This window comes from Burkholderia cepacia GG4 (genome assembly GCF_000292915.1).
GTDB classification, from domain to species: domain Bacteria; phylum Pseudomonadota; class Gammaproteobacteria; order Burkholderiales; family Burkholderiaceae; genus Burkholderia; species Burkholderia cepacia_D.
Window position 1 is genome coordinate 1,288,020 of sequence record NC_018514.1, and the last position, 13,801, is coordinate 1,301,820.

General features: G+C 69.4%; 12 protein-coding genes and 1 pseudogene. 9 read left to right on the top strand and 4 right to left on the bottom strand.

Annotated features, from left to right (window positions below):
• Positions 1 to 20: 20 nt before the first annotated feature.
• From GEM_RS21520 to GEM_RS21555, 8 genes are all read left to right on the top strand, one after another.
• On the top strand, positions 21 to 1,505 hold the full coding sequence (locus GEM_RS21520; RefSeq protein WP_014899505.1) for a PLP-dependent aminotransferase family protein: 1,485 nt from the start codon (positions 21 to 23) through the stop codon (positions 1,503 to 1,505).
• A 95-nt stretch (positions 1,506 to 1,600) separates the two neighbouring features.
• Positions 1,601 to 2,038 carry a carboxymuconolactone decarboxylase family protein gene (locus GEM_RS21525; RefSeq protein WP_014899506.1) on the top strand — a complete coding sequence of 146 codons (438 nt, stop codon included), beginning with the start codon at positions 1,601 to 1,603 and terminating at the stop codon, positions 2,036 to 2,038.
• 10 nt (positions 2,039 to 2,048) lie between these two features.
• Positions 2,049 to 2,474, top strand: a complete 426-nt coding sequence (locus GEM_RS21530; RefSeq protein WP_014899507.1) for a cupin domain-containing protein — start codon at positions 2,049 to 2,051, stop codon at positions 2,472 to 2,474.
• Between the two features lie 274 nt (positions 2,475 to 2,748).
• Positions 2,749 to 3,447, top strand: coding sequence for a TetR/AcrR family transcriptional regulator (locus GEM_RS21535; RefSeq protein ID WP_014899508.1), 699 nt, complete (start codon positions 2,749 to 2,751; stop codon positions 3,445 to 3,447).
• The gene (locus GEM_RS21540; protein ID WP_014899509.1) at positions 3,444 to 4,421 is read left to right on the top strand and encodes an HlyD family secretion protein; all 978 of its coding nucleotides are present in this window, start codon (positions 3,444 to 3,446) and stop codon (positions 4,419 to 4,421) included. Before GEM_RS21535 ends, GEM_RS21540 begins: the two co-directional genes overlap by 4 nt.
• Positions 4,418 to 5,365 carry an ABC transporter ATP-binding protein gene (locus GEM_RS21545; RefSeq protein WP_014899510.1) on the top strand — a complete coding sequence of 316 codons (948 nt, stop codon included), beginning with the start codon at positions 4,418 to 4,420 and terminating at the stop codon, positions 5,363 to 5,365. The genes GEM_RS21540 and GEM_RS21545 overlap by 4 nt, the downstream gene beginning before the upstream one ends.
• Positions 5,362 to 6,516 (top strand): ABC transporter permease, encoded by a 1,155-nt coding sequence (locus GEM_RS21550; protein ID WP_014899511.1) that lies wholly within the window; start codon positions 5,362 to 5,364, stop codon positions 6,514 to 6,516. Before GEM_RS21545 ends, GEM_RS21550 begins: the two co-directional genes overlap by 4 nt.
• Positions 6,517 to 6,526: 10 nt before the next feature.
• Complete coding sequence (locus GEM_RS21555; protein ID WP_014899512.1) at positions 6,527 to 8,023, top strand: efflux transporter outer membrane subunit; 1,497 nt, start codon at positions 6,527 to 6,529, stop codon at positions 8,021 to 8,023.
• A 151-nt stretch (positions 8,024 to 8,174) separates the two neighbouring features.
• Here the strand turns inward: GEM_RS21555 and GEM_RS21560 are convergent, their stop codons facing one another.
• Together GEM_RS21560 and GEM_RS21565 are read right to left on the bottom strand one after the other, a co-directional pair.
• On the bottom strand, positions 8,175 to 9,392 hold the full coding sequence (locus tag GEM_RS21560; protein ID WP_014899513.1) for a porin: 1,218 nt from the start codon (positions 9,390 to 9,392) through the stop codon (positions 8,175 to 8,177).
• A gap of 473 nt (positions 9,393 to 9,865) precedes the next feature.
• The gene (locus GEM_RS21565; RefSeq protein WP_014899515.1) at positions 9,866 to 10,930 is read right to left on the bottom strand and encodes a phytoene/squalene synthase family protein; all 1,065 of its coding nucleotides are present in this window, start codon (positions 10,928 to 10,930) and stop codon (positions 9,866 to 9,868) included.
• 174 nt (positions 10,931 to 11,104) lie between these two features.
• Here GEM_RS21565 and GEM_RS21570 point away from each other — a divergent pair.
• Positions 11,105 to 11,323: pseudogene (locus tag GEM_RS21570) on the top strand (glycerophosphodiester phosphodiesterase family protein); the annotation flags it as partial.
• Between the two features lie 90 nt (positions 11,324 to 11,413).
• On the opposite strand, the gene GEM_RS21575 reads toward GEM_RS21570, so the two are convergent.
• Entirely contained in the window at positions 11,414 to 13,039 is a 1,626-nt protein-coding gene (locus GEM_RS21575; RefSeq protein WP_014899517.1) for a rhodanese-related sulfurtransferase, read from the bottom strand.
• 123 nt (positions 13,040 to 13,162) lie between these two features.
• Positions 13,163 to 13,729 carry a cysteine dioxygenase gene (locus GEM_RS21580; protein WP_014899518.1) on the bottom strand — a complete coding sequence of 189 codons (567 nt, stop codon included), beginning with the start codon at positions 13,727 to 13,729 and terminating at the stop codon, positions 13,163 to 13,165.
• Positions 13,730 to 13,801: the final 72 nt, after the last annotated feature.

Below are 13,801 nucleotides of genomic sequence, written 5' to 3' on the forward strand. Positions count from 1 at the left end.
CATTCGAGGTAACCACTGCGATGGATATCGCGATCCGCATCGAAGGCCGTCACGACCTGACCGGGCAAATCTTCCGGCAGTTGCGCACCGCAATCGTCGACGGGCGGCTCGAGGGCGGCGCCCGGCTGCCGTCGACGCGCGACCTCGCGAAGCAGCTCGGCGTGTCGCGCAAGACGACGCTCGACGCATTCGAGCGCCTCGTCGCCGAGGGCTACCTGACCACCCGCGCGGGCGACGGCACCTTCGTCGCCGACGGTCTCGCCCGGGTTCCGCATGCGGCGGCCGCGTCGGCACCGTCGCTCGTCGAGGACACGCCGCGCATCGATGCCGTCAATGCGCGCGCACTGTGGGACGACCTGCCCGACGCGCTCGCCATGCCGACGCCGCAGGATTCGCCCGGCTTCGACTTCCGCGGCGGCGTGACCGACAAGACGCTGTTCCCGTTCGATGCGTGGCGGCGCTGCCTGCATCACGCGCTGCGCCAGCAGGCACGCGGCCCCGGCCAGTACCACGACCCGGCCGGCGATCCGCAGCTGCGCGGCGCGATCGCCCGCTACGTCGCGTTCAGCCGCGCGGTTGCATGCGGCTGGGACGACGTGCTCGTCACACAGGGCGCGCAACAGGCGCTCGACCTGCTCGCGCGCGTGCTCGTGCGGCCGGGCGACGTCGTCGCGGTCGAGGATCCCGGCTATCCGCCCGCGCGCGCGGCGTTCGCCTCGCTCGGCGCGACGGTGATCGGCGTGCCGGTCGACGCGCACGGCCTCGTCACCGAGCGGCTGCCCGACGACGCGCGCCTCGTCTACGTGACGCCGTCGCACCAGTTCCCGCTCGGGATGCCGATGACGCTCGACCGGCGCGTCGCGCTGCTCGAATGGGCGCAGCGGCGCCGCGCGGTGATCATCGAAGACGACTACGACGGCGAGTTCCGCTTCGAAGGCCGGCCGGTGGAATCGCTGAAGAGCCTCGACCGCACGGGCCTCGTCGCCTACGTCGGCACGTTCTCGAAGACGATCTTTCCCGAACTGCGGATCGGCTTCGCGATTCCGCCGCGCGCGCTGCGCGGCGCGCTCGCCAAGGCGAAGCAGATCGTCGACTGGCACACCTGCACGCTGACGCAGGCGGCGCTCGCGCGCTTCATGCTCGAAGGCGATTTCGCGCGGCACCTGCGTCGCGTGCAGAAGCACTACGACGCGCGCCGCACGATGCTGGTCGCGCACCTGCGCGGCGGGCTCGCGCCGTGGTTCGACGCGATCGTGCCGACTGCCGGCATCCACCTCGCCGCGCACCTGAGGCCGGGGCTGGACGAAGCCGCGCTGGTCCGGGCCGCCCGCACGCACGACATCGGCCTGTACGGGATCTCGGCGTTCCACGTCAGCGCGCCGGTCCGCCCCGGGCTGCTGTTCGGCTATGGCGGGATCGACGCGCTGCGCATCGACACCGCGCTCGCGAAGCTGGCCGTCCTGCTGGGTTCGGACCGCCTCGGCGACCCGCCACTGGTTACCTGAATTTTCCGGGAATTGGCCATTCAAGCAGACCAGTGACACGCTTAAAGTGGGTCCTGTCGCGCCACCGAGCGCTACCAACTGAAAAAGGACCTGCCATGCAACCTCGCATGAACTTCTATACCGCCAGCCCGAACGCGATCAAGGTAATGCGCAACGCCGAGGAATTCCTCGCGAAGAGCTCGATCGAGAAGCCGCTCGCCGAACTCGTCCGGCTGCGCGCGTCGCAGATCAACGGCTGCGCGTTCTGCGTCGACATGCACACGACCGATGCGCGCAACGGCGGCGAAACCGAGCGACGCCTGGCGACGGTCGTCGTCTGGCGCGAAACGCCGTTCTTTACCAACCGCGAGCGCGCGGCGCTGGAGTGGACCGAAGCGCTGACGCTGGTCGCCGACAACCACGTGCCCGATGCCGTCTGGGAAGCCGTGAAGCCGCACTTCAGCGACACCGAGCTGTTCGAACTGTCGATGCTGATCGCGACGATCAACACGTGGAACCGCTTCGCGATCGCGTTCCGCAAGATGCCCGAGTAAGGAGACGACGATGATGCCCTCCCGCTCCAGGCTCCGCCGCGCGCTTCTGTGCACGACGCTCGCGCTCGGCGCCGCGCTGCCGGCCGCCGCCCATGCGCACGATGCCGGCGACACCGTGCACGCGATCATGCAACAGGCGGTGCCCGAAGCGCCCGGCAAGCTCGCCGTCGTCGCGACCGTCGACTATGCGCCCGGCCAGGCGTCCGAAGCGCACCGGCACCTCGGCTCGGTGTTCGCGGTCGTGTCGAAAGGCGAAGTGCTGTCGCAGGTGAACGGCGGCCCGGTACGCCGCTATCGCGCCGGCGAAGGCTGGTACGAGCCGCCCGGCTCGCGCCATCAGGTGTCGCGCAATGCGAGCGCGACCGAGCCCGCGCAACTCGTCGTGTTCGGGCTGACAGGCGAGCACGATCCGCTGAAGTCGCCGCTCGATCAGTGACCCCGCTTCAGGAACGCGTGCCGGGCCGGGCACGCGCCCGTGCTGCGCGACCGGCAACCCCGCCGGGTCGATGCAGATTCCTCACCGGTTTCGGCCGGTTCCCCTCCGCGGTTTCCTCATTAGCCGCTCCCTACACGCCACCGCCGGAACCCGGCCCTTCGCGGCGCCGCCGCCCCGTTCGTCCGCACCGCCATTCGACGCGCGCCTGATCGCGATCAACGCGCGCGAAAACCCTTCCTTGAAATTAACTAACTCATCAATTAGCGTCGTTTCCATGAACGCGAAATCCACCGTCGCCAGGCCGCGCGGGCGCCGCCCGTCGGTGGAGGATTTCGACCTGCGCGACCACATGCTCGACGTCGCGATCCAGTTGTTCGCCGAGCGCGGCATCGCCGCGACGACGGTCGCGCAGATCGCCACGGCGGCCGGCGTCACGTCGGCGATGGTCCACTACTACTTCACGAATCGCGAGCAGCTGCTCGACGCGATCGTCGAGGAGCGGCTCGCGCAGGTCATCGCGTTCGTGTGGCGGCCGACCGCTCCGCAGATCGAAAGCGATCCGTTCGCGCTCGTCGCCGAACTCGTCGACCGCTTCTTCGACGTCACGCATCGCATGCCCTGGCTGCCGTCGATCTGGCTGCGCGAGATCGTCCACGAGGGTGGCCTGCTCCGCGAGCGGATGGTCCGGCGCATTCCGCTCGAGCATGTCGGGCGCTTTGCCGAGCGCATCCGCGCCGCACAGCAGGCCGGCACGCTGAATCCCGCGCTCGAACCCGCGTTCCTGTTCCATTCGATCATCGCGCTCGTGATGCTGCCGCTCGCGACCGCGAAGCTGTGGCAAAGCGCGCGCGGCCTGCCGCCGATCGATCGCGACGTGCTGCATCGCCACGTCCGCGCGCTGCTCGACTCCGGCATGCAGCCGCCCGCCGCCGCGCCGGATGCGCGCGCACGCTCGCCACGGAGGCCGTCGTGAGCGCGACCCGCGCGCTTCCGCTGGCGCTGGCGCTGGCCGCCAGCGTCGCCGTCGCGCTGCTCGCCGGCTGCGGACGGCCGGCGCACGAAGGCGCGACCTACCAGGGCTATGTCGAAGGCGAATTCGTGTACCTGTCGTCGTCGCAGGCGGGCACGCTGACGCAACTGTCGGTCGAACGCGGCCAGGCCGTCGCGGCCGGTACGCCGGTGTTCGCGCTCGAGGCGGTCAGCGAAACGGCCGCGCTGGAGCAGGCGCAACATCAGCTCGCGGCCGCACGCGCGCAGCTTGCCGACCTGCAGACCGGCAAGCGCCCGCCGGAAGTCGCGGTCACGCAGGCGCAACTCGCGCAGGCCACCGCACAGGCCGCGCGGGCCGCCGCGCAACTCGCGCGCGACGAACGCCAGTACGCGGCCGGCGGCCTGTCGAAGCAGCAGCTCGACGATTCGCGTACGTCCGGGCAAACCACCGCCGCCCAGATGCGCGAGTTGCAGCACCAGGTCGAGGTCGCGCGTTTGCCGGGCCGCGGGCAACAGGTCGCCGCGCAGGCCGCGCAGGTCGATGCCGCGCAGGCGGCGCTAGCCGCTGCCGAATGGAAGCTCGATCAAAAGCGCGTCGCCGCGCCTGCCGCCGGGCGCGTGTACGACACGCTATACCGCGTCGGCGAATGGGTGCAGGCCGGCAATCCGGTCGTGCAGATGCTGCCGACGCAGAACCTGAAGGTGCGCTTCTTCGTGCCGGAGGCCGCCATTGCGTCGCTCGCCCCGGGGCGAGCGATCGCGATCCACTGCGACGGCTGCGCGGCCGACGTGCCCGCGCGCATCACCTACGTATCGCGCGAGGCCGAGTACACGCCGCCCGTGATCTACAGCAACGAGAGCCGGACCAAGCTCGTGTTCATGGTCGAGGCGCGCCCCGCGCTCGCCGACGCGCCGAAGCTGCACCCGGGCCAGCCCGTCGCCGTGAGGCTGCGATGAACGTGCCGCCGGCTCCGTACGCGATCGACGTCGACCGCCTGAACAAGCGCTTCGGCGACAAGCACGTCGTGAAGGACGTCTCGCTGCGCGTCGCGCGCGGCGAGATCTTCGGCTTTCTCGGGCCGAACGGCAGCGGCAAGACCACGTCGATCCGGATGATGTGCGGCCTGCTCACGCCCGACTCGGGCAGCGGCACCTGCCTCGGCTACGACATCGTGCGCGACAGCGCGCAGATCAAGCGGCGGGTCGGCTACATGACGCAGCGCTTCTCGTACTGGGACGATCTGTCGATCCGCGAGAACCTCGATTTCGTCGCGCGCGTGTACGGCATGCCCGATCGCCGCGCGGCCGTCGCGCGCGCGCTCGACGGGCTCGGCCTGGCGAGCCGGGCGGACCAGCTCACGGGCGCGCTGTCCGGCGGCTGGAAGCAGCGCCTCGCGCTCGCCGCCTGCATGCTGCACGAGCCGGAACTGCTGCTGCTCGACGAACCGACCGCCGGCGTCGATCCGGCCGCGCGCCGCGACTTCTGGGAAGAACTGCACCGGCTGGCCGCGCAAGGGATCTCGGTACTCGTCAGCACGCACTACATGGACGAAGCCGAGCGCTGCCACAAGCTCGCGTACATCGCGTACGGCGAACTGCTCGCGCAGGGCACCTCGGCGGAGATCGTCGCGTCGCAGCACCTGTCGACCCGCGCAGTCGCCGGCGAACACCTGGCGGAACTGTCCGCGCGCTTGCGCACGCTGCCGGGCATCGACCAGACGGTCGTGTTCGGCTCGGTGCTGCACGTGAGCGGCCGCGATCGCGCGCTGCTCGACGCGACGCTCGCGCAGGTCTGCGGCCACGCATCGCTGCAGGTCACGCCGATCGACACGGGGCTCGAGGACGTGTTCATCTACATGATGGGCCGCGCACCCGGCCCCGCCGGCGGAGCGACGTCATGAGTACGAGGGCGAACCTGCGCGGCGCGTTCTCGGTCGCACGCTGGTGGAGCATCGTGCTGAAGGAATTCCTGCAGCTGCGCCGCGATCGCGTGACGTTCGCGATGATCGTCGGCGTGCCGATCATCCAGCTCGCGCTGTTCGGCTTCGCGATCAACACCGATCCGAAGCACCTGCCGACCGCGGTGATCGTCGCCGATTCGAGCCCGTTCGCACGCAGCTTCATCGCCGCCATGCGCAATTCCGCGTACTTCGACATCGTCGAGACGCTGCCCGACGAAGCGGCCGGCCGGCATGCGCTCGCCCGCGGCGACGTCCAGTTCGTGCTGAGCGTGCCGGCCGATTTCTCGAAGCGGCTGCTGCGCGGCGAGCGTCCGTCACTGCTCGTGGAGGCGGACGCGACCGATCCCGTCGCGACCGCGTCGGCGATCGGCGCGCTGCCGGGCCTCGTGCAGCCGGTCGCCGACAAGGACCTGACGGGGCCGCTGGCGCACCTGAACGGCCGCCCGGCCGCGTTCGACGTCGTGCTGCACCGCCTGTACAACCCCGAAGGCATCACCCAGTACAACGTCGTGCCAGGCCTGATGGGCGTGATCCTGACGATGACGATGGTGATGATGACGGGCCTCGCGATCACCCGCGAACGCGAGCGCGGCACGATGGAGAACCTGCTCGCGACACCCGTGCGGCCGCTCGAGGTGATGACGGGCAAGATCGTCCCGTACGTGTTCATCGGGCTGATCCAGGTGTCGATCATTCTCGTCGCTGCGCGCTACGTGTTCCAGGTACCGTTCGTCGGCGGCGTGTTCGCGATCTACCTGTCCGCGCTGCTGTTCATCGCCGCGAACCTGACGGTCGGCATCACGCTGTCGTCGCTCGCGCAGAACCAGTTGCAGGCGATGCAGCTCGCGGTGTTCTACTTCCTGCCGAACATCCTGCTGTCGGGCTTCATGTTCCCGTTCGCCGGGATGCCAAAGTGGGCGCAGTTCATCGGCAACCTGCTGCCGCTCACCTACTTCAACCGCCTCGTGCGCGGCATCCTGCTGAAAGGCAACGGCTGGGCCGACCTGTGGCCGTCCGTATGGCCCGTCGCGCTGTTCACCGTCGTCGTGATGGGCGTCGCGCTGCGCTTCTACCGGCGCACGCTCGACTAGGGGCCCTGCGATGAAACCGGCCCTGTGTCGCACCTCCCGCACCTCCCGCGCTGCCCGCGCCAGCGCGCTGGCCGCCGCTGCGCTCCTCGCCGGATGCGCGGTCGGGCCGGACTTCCGCACGCCGGACGCGCCGGCCACGCAGCACTACACGCGCGATGAGGCACCCGCGACGACGGTGGCCGCCGGCCGCCCGGCCGGCGACGCGCAGACCTTCGCAACGGCCGCGCACACGCTGCAACGCTGGTGGACGCAGTTCGGCTCCGAACCGCTGGACCGGCTGGTCGACACCGCATGGCGCAACAGCCCGACGCTCGCCGAGGCCCGCGCGCGGCTCGACGAAGCGCGACAGAACCATGCGGCCGAAGCCGGCGCGACGATGCTGCCGCGTGTCGACGCGAACCTGTCCGCCACCCGCGAGAAGGTCGACATCGCCACGTTCGGGCTGCCCGCCAACCTGCCGAAGCCCGGGCCGTTCACGCTGTATGACGCGTCGGTGAACGTGTCGTACGCGCTCGACGTGTTCGGCGGCAACCGGCGCGCGCTCGAGGCGCTGCGCGCCCAGGTCGACTATCAGGCATACACGCTCGACGCCGCGCGCCTGACGCTCGCCGGCAACGTCGTCGCGACCGCGATCCTGCGCGCGTCGCTCGCGCAGCAGGTCGCGCTCACGCAGCAGCTCGTCGACGCGCAGGCGCAGCAGTTGCGCATCGTCGAAGCGCGTTTCGCGGCGGGTGGCGTATCGCGGGCCGACGTGCATGCGCAGCGCACGCTGCTCGCGCAGACGCAGGCGTCGCTGCCGCCGCTCGCAGCTCGCTTCGCGCAGGCCGGCCATCGGCTCGCGATCCTGCTGGGCGCGCCGCCGTCCGACGCCGTGCTGCCCGACCTCACGCTCGACGCGCTCGCGCTGCCGCGCACGGTGCCGGTCGCGCTGCCGTCCACGCTCGCACGCGAACGCCCCGATATCCGCGCGGCAGAGGCCGTGCTGCACCAGGCGAGCGCGAACGTCGGCGTGGCGACCGCGAACCTGTATCCGCGTTTTTCGATTTCGGCGGGGATCGGTTCGGAACGCACGCGCATCGCGGATATCGTGAGCGGGCTGAATGTGTGGAACGTGGGCCTCGGCCTGACGCAGCCGCTCTTTCATGGCGGCGAGCTGCGCGCGAAGAAACGCGCGGCCGAAGCTGCGTACGACGCCGCGTTCGCAAGCTATCGGGAAACCGTGCTGCTGGCGCTTCAGCAGGTCGCCGACGCGATGCGCGCGGTCGAACACGATGCGACGGCGCTGGAGGCGCGAGACACGGCCGCACGGGAAGCGGCCGCAGCCGACGCGATTGCCGGCGATCGTTACGCGGCAGGCGGAATCAGCACGTTCGCGCTGCTCGACGCGCAGCGGCAAGCACTGCAGACCGCGCTCGACCGCGCGCGCGCGCAGGCCGACCGGCTTGCCGATACGGCAGCGCTGTTCCAGGCGCTGGCGGGGACCTGGTCGGACGATTCGCCCCGGTGACCGGGACGGCCGCGCCGGCACGCGAAAGACAGGCTTGACCGGTGCCGAAACCGGAAAGACGCATGCAGCGCGCCCGCCATGAAAAAAACCGGCCCGAAGGCCGGTTCTTTCATACCGCATGCCGTGAGCGGCGCTCGCGCGCCGCGCGACATCAGAAGCGGTGGATCATGCCGACGCCGGCAGCGATCTGGTTCTGCTTCGAACCTGCGCCCACGCCGTCGCCGGTCGACGTCGTCGCTGCGACGATGCCACCCGTCGGGGTCAGCGTGTTGCCGCTCGCGTGCTGGTAAGCCTCAACTGCGTACAGGCCCGTGCGCTTCGACAGGCTGTAGTACTGCGACAGCGTGACCTGGTGGTACTTGGCCGAGCTGGAGATGCCGTTCGACTGCGTTGCCGCCGTGTACGAGTAGCCTGCTGCGAAGTCCCACTGCGGCGCTGCCTTCCAGTGCAGCACGGCGCCTGCCGTGTTGAAGATTGCCGTGTTCTTGAAGCCCGACAGCGTGCCCGGGACGTACTGGACGTTCGAGTACGACACCGACACATCCCATGCCGGCGTGAATTGATAGCCAGCCGTCACAGCCACGCGCTGCTGCGATTGTGCGAACTTGTAGCCGTTGTTGATCGACGACACGGCCGGTTCCGCACCGTTGCCGCTGGCGTCGAGGCCGTTCTGGACCGTCGAGTTCGCGCCCCAGACACCGCCGCCGAGCGTCGCGTTGTTGACCTTCTGGTAGCCGACCGCGATGCCTGCCGGGCCGTTCAGGTACTGGATCGCCGCGCTCCACGTCGAGCCGCGGTTCGTGCTGCCTGCGACACCGCCGAACGAGTACGAACCGCCGACCGTGACGCCGTAGAACTTCGGCGACATGTAGACGAGCGAGTTGTTCGCGCGGTAGCTGGTATCCAGCGAGTCGATATCACCCGGGTGCGCGCCGTAGTAACCGGTCAGCCAGGTCGTCGGGCTGTACGGCGACAGCAGCGTGTAGTACGCGGTGTACTGGCGGCCGGCCGTCAGCGTACCGTACGTCTGGTTGGTCATACCGACCCATGCCTGACGCGTGAAGATGCCGTTCGTCCATTGCGACGTGCCGTTGTTCGCGTTGAAGCCGGCTTCCAACTGGAAGATCGCCTTCGTGCCGCCGCCGAGGTCTTCGCTGCCCTTCAGGCCGAAGCGGCTGCCTGCCCAAATGCCGGTAGCCATCTGCACCTTCGAGTGACCACCCGTGGTCGCGCCGGTTGCCGACGAGTTGTTCTGGTAGGCGATAGCGTTATCGACGATACCGTACAGGGTCACGCTGCTCTGGGCGTGGGCTGCGGTAGCGGCTGCGAGACCCACTGCCGTCATGGCGAAAGCGACGCGCTTTTTCATTGATTCTCCGTCCTCAAAGAATGATTTCTTTTCTGGTGTGGTTTTATGCACATGTGCGAGTACATGCCGGTGCGATTCTGACGGATTACCAATCGTTTCCCAATACGCACAGTCGGTCATCGTATGATCGACGCAACGCACGGGTTCACCAAACGGTTACATAACACCTGAAAACGCTTACGCGACGGGCCTCTCCGGCATTTCCCGGTGAAAACCCTAGCTTTACATTTTTACTGGTGCATCGAGACCGACCCATGTCGTCAGACGCCCTCGGCAACAACCCGCTTACAAATGCGCGACCGCAGCTGGCTGCCGCGATTCACGCCGCCGCGCAGGATCGCTGACATTCATGACACCCACGTTTCGGAAAACGAAATCGTGAAAACGTTTCAGTTCGTGTGGGGGAAATCGGACGGGAGCAGCCCGGCGAACGCGGGCCGAGGGAAGATGCCGGCGCATCGCGCCGGCGACATTCAACGAGATGCAGGCTGCGCGATCCGCGCGTTCACCGCATCGACGAGCGCGTTCATCCGCGCACGGATCGCCGCGTTCGAACCGACGAGCGCGAGCGACGACGCCATGATCCGGTAGATTCGCTTGCGCGGCACCTTCGCCGGCCGGGCCGGATCGAGCCAGGCGTCGTGGCCGGCCAGCAGTTCCAGCGTTTCGAGGCCGATCATGATCGGCCACAGGCACGCGAGCCGCAGCCGCACGAAGCGGCGCGGAATCGCCAGCGTGTATCGGCACGCATCGCGATATTGATCGAGCGCCACGCGCAGCAGGTCGAACAGCACGCCGCGCGCACGCGCCGACGCATCGGGCGACATCAGGTCGGCGACACCGACGCGGTGCGCGGCCAGCACGTCGTCCGGCAAGTAGCAGCGGCCGATCCGCAGGTCCTTCGCACAGTCGCGCAGGATGTTGGTCATCTGCAGCGCCTTGCCGAAGCGGATGCCCTTCTCGCGCATGTCCGGCAAGTCCCAGCCGCGCGCGGCCTTCGTGTGCGCGCCGGTCATGTCGGTCCAGAATTCGCCGACACAGCCGGCGACCAGATACGTGTAGCGATCGAGCATGTCCCGGTTCGGCAGCGACGCGACCTGCCCCGACTGTTCGTCGGGAAACGTGCGCAAATCGAATTCCATCCCCGACGTCAGCGTCGCGACGACCTTGCGGATCGATGCGCGGTCCGCGTCCGGCTGCGCGCGCAGCAGCGCGAGCATCGGCTGCATCGAGCCGAGCAGCACGTGCTCGTGCGAATCCGTCTGCATCCGCGTCACGTCCTCGAGCGAGCGCGACAGCGCCGCGCCGTCGCCGAGCCGCTCGACCTCGTCGCGCAAGTCGGTCAACAGCGCCGCGCGGCGATCGGGCGCGACCAGCGCCGTGTCGGCGATCGTATCGGCCGCGCGCGCGAGCAGGTAGGCCAGGCCGACCGGATCGCGCATGCCGTCGGGCAGCACGCGCAGCGTCAGGTAGAAGGAGCGGGAAACGTTCTTCAGCAGGTCGCCGAGCAGGTAGGCGGAATCGGTATGAGCAGTCATGGGTCGGTAAAAATCGGCCGGCGCGGGCCCCGGACGCCCACGGACGCCGGGCGCCCGCGCCGGCCCGCGAGTCGCCGCATCGTCGTGCGCGGGCGGGTGGCGGCCCGGCGCGGCGATGCAAAAGTCCCGCAAGTTTAGTGCATCCGGCGCGCCGGCTGCCGGCGACGGCCGGATCGCGCCGCGCGCACGGCCGGCCTCGTCGTGCATCCGTACACGTTCCGCCCGGAGAACAACTTCCTGCCCGCGTCGCTGAAGGACGGCGGCACGCCGGACACGCGCAACACCGCAGGCTCGGTGCGCGAGATCCAGGCGTACCTGCGCGCGGGCATCGACGGCTTCTTCACCGACGATCCGGCGGCCGGCCGCACGGCCGTCGATACGTTCAGGCGCTGAAATGCGCTGAACGCGCTGACCGAGCGGCAACCGGGCGCGGCGCGCGTCGTGCCGTGCCGTGCACCGGTTGCATCGTCGTGGTCAGCGCGGTCAGATCACGCGGAAGTGGTGCGTGCCGTCCCGCTTCAGCTGGTCAACCAGCCCGTATTCCCAGTCGAGATACGCCTGCATCGCCGCGGCCGCGTTGTCGGTGCCTTCATACGGGCGCCGGTAGCGGTCGACGCGCGGCGAGGCGAGGCGCGTCTCGCCGTGCTCGAGCGGCAGCCCGGCGTCGATCCACGCTGCCGTGCCGCCCGTCAGCACCGCGAGCGCCGCGTCAGCCGGCAGCAACGCGCGTGCGTCGTCCGCCGCGAACCGCGCAAGCAGGCTCGATCCGCACGTGAACACATAGCGCTTGGCCGGCGGGATCGCGGCGAGCGCGTCGCGCAACTGTGCGCGCACGACGAACCATGCGCCCGGGATATGGCGCTTGACATAGTTCGCGCTGGTCGTCACGTCGACGATTGCGAGCTCGCCCGCAGCCGCTTCCTTCAGCCAGCCCGCGAGCGTCGCGGGCGACACGTCGGTCACCTGCGGCGTCGCCGGCACGTCGCGCGGCGGCTGGCCGCGCCCGGTGAACGCCTCCGGGCCGGCCGGTTCGACGACGCGCACGTCCCAGCCCATCTGCGCGAGCCAGGACGCGGTCATGTCCGCGCGCACGCCGTCGTCGTCGGCCAGCACGATCCGCGCGCCGCGCACGGCCGCGTGATGGTCGGTCTCCTGCACGAGCTGGCCGCCCGGCGTGCTCAGGAAGCCCGGCAGATGGCCGGCCTCGTATTCCTCCGGCGTGCGCACGTCGAAGCGGTACAGCGTGCGGCCCGGCTCGTCGAGCGCGGCGACGTCCGCGAGCGCGATGCGCGGCACGCCGGCGCGCTCGGCCACCGCGCGCGCGGCACGGCGGGCCGCGCCCCGCTGCGCGGTGTCGATGTCGTCCGGAAAGCGTCGCGCCGCGCCACGCTCGAGTGTCTGGCCGGCCAGCGTCCAGCCGATCGTGCCGTTGCGCAGCGCGGCGACCGGGTTCGGCAGCCCGGCGTTGATCAGCGACTGCGTGCCGATGATGCTGCGCGTGCGGCCCGCGCAGTTCACCACCACCCGCGTCGCCGGGTTCGGCGCGAGCGCGCGCACGCGCAGCACGAGCTCCGCGCCCGGCACGCTCGTCGACGTCGGGATGTTCATCGTCTGGTATTCGTCGAACCGGCGCGCGTCGACGATCACGACGTCGGCCTTTGCGTCGATCAGCGCCTGCACCTCCTGCGCGGACAGCGACGGCGTATGGCGCTCGGCCTCGACCCATTCGCCGAACGACTTGCTCGGCACGTTCACGTCGATGAACAGTTCGCCGCCCGCGGCGAGCCAGCCCGCGAGGCCGCCGTCGAGCAGCCGCACGTCGCTATAGCCGAGCTGCGCGAGCTTCGCGGCCGCGCGCGGTGCGAGATCCTCGCCGCCGGCTTCACCGAACACGACGATCGGCGTGTCGCGGCGCGGAATTCGCGTCCACGCATCGAGTTCGAGCTTCGACAGCGGAAAGTTGGCGGCCCACAGCGGATGGCCCTGCGCATACGGATCTTCCTCGCGCACGTCGATCAGCGCGAGCTCGTCACGGGCCAGCAGGCGCGCGCGTACGTCCTGGTACGACGCGACGGGAAAACGGAAAGTGGATTCGGCGGATTGCGTCACGGTGTCTCTGTCGGATTCTGTTGAAGTCGGTGAAGAAAGCAAACGGCAAACGGATGAATCTTGGGCGTGCCGGCGCGCGCCCGCAACGGGCCGTGCCAACGGCACGCGGCATCGTGCATTCGGTCACGCATTCGAATAGCCGGACACGAACGGCTTCACGGTGCCGTCGTCCAGGAACACCGCCCGCTCGACCTTGCCGATGTTCGCGCCGTACACGTGGATGCTGATCGATACCTGGTCGACGAAGGCGTTGGTCACGCGATGGACGTCGCCGATGCGCGGCGACACGGCCTCGACCTCGCCCGGCTGCAGCCTTACCGCGTCGCCCGCCGGCACCGGCTTGCCGGTTGCATCGAACCTGTACGGCTGCGACAACTCGCCTCCGCGCAGCATCCCGATCAGCCCCCACACCGTGTGGTTGTGGATCGGCGTCGTCTGGCCCGGCCCCCACACGAAGCTGACGACGGAGAACCGCTCGTCGGGATCGAGATGCAGCAGGTACTGGCGGTAACGCTCGGGATCCGGCTGCGCGAACGCGTCGGGCAGCCAGTCGTCGTGCGCGACGAGGGCCGCGAGCAGCGCGCCGCCCTCGTCGAGGATGCGCGCCTCGTTCGCGCCGGACGCAAGCAGCGCGTCCAGCCCGTCGACGAACGGACGCAGCGGCGTCTGATGCAACGAAAGCGTACTCATTGGCGGGCTCCTCGAATATGATGCCGAATATGATGAATCGTCATGATGCACCTGAAAGACCATGCAGAACAA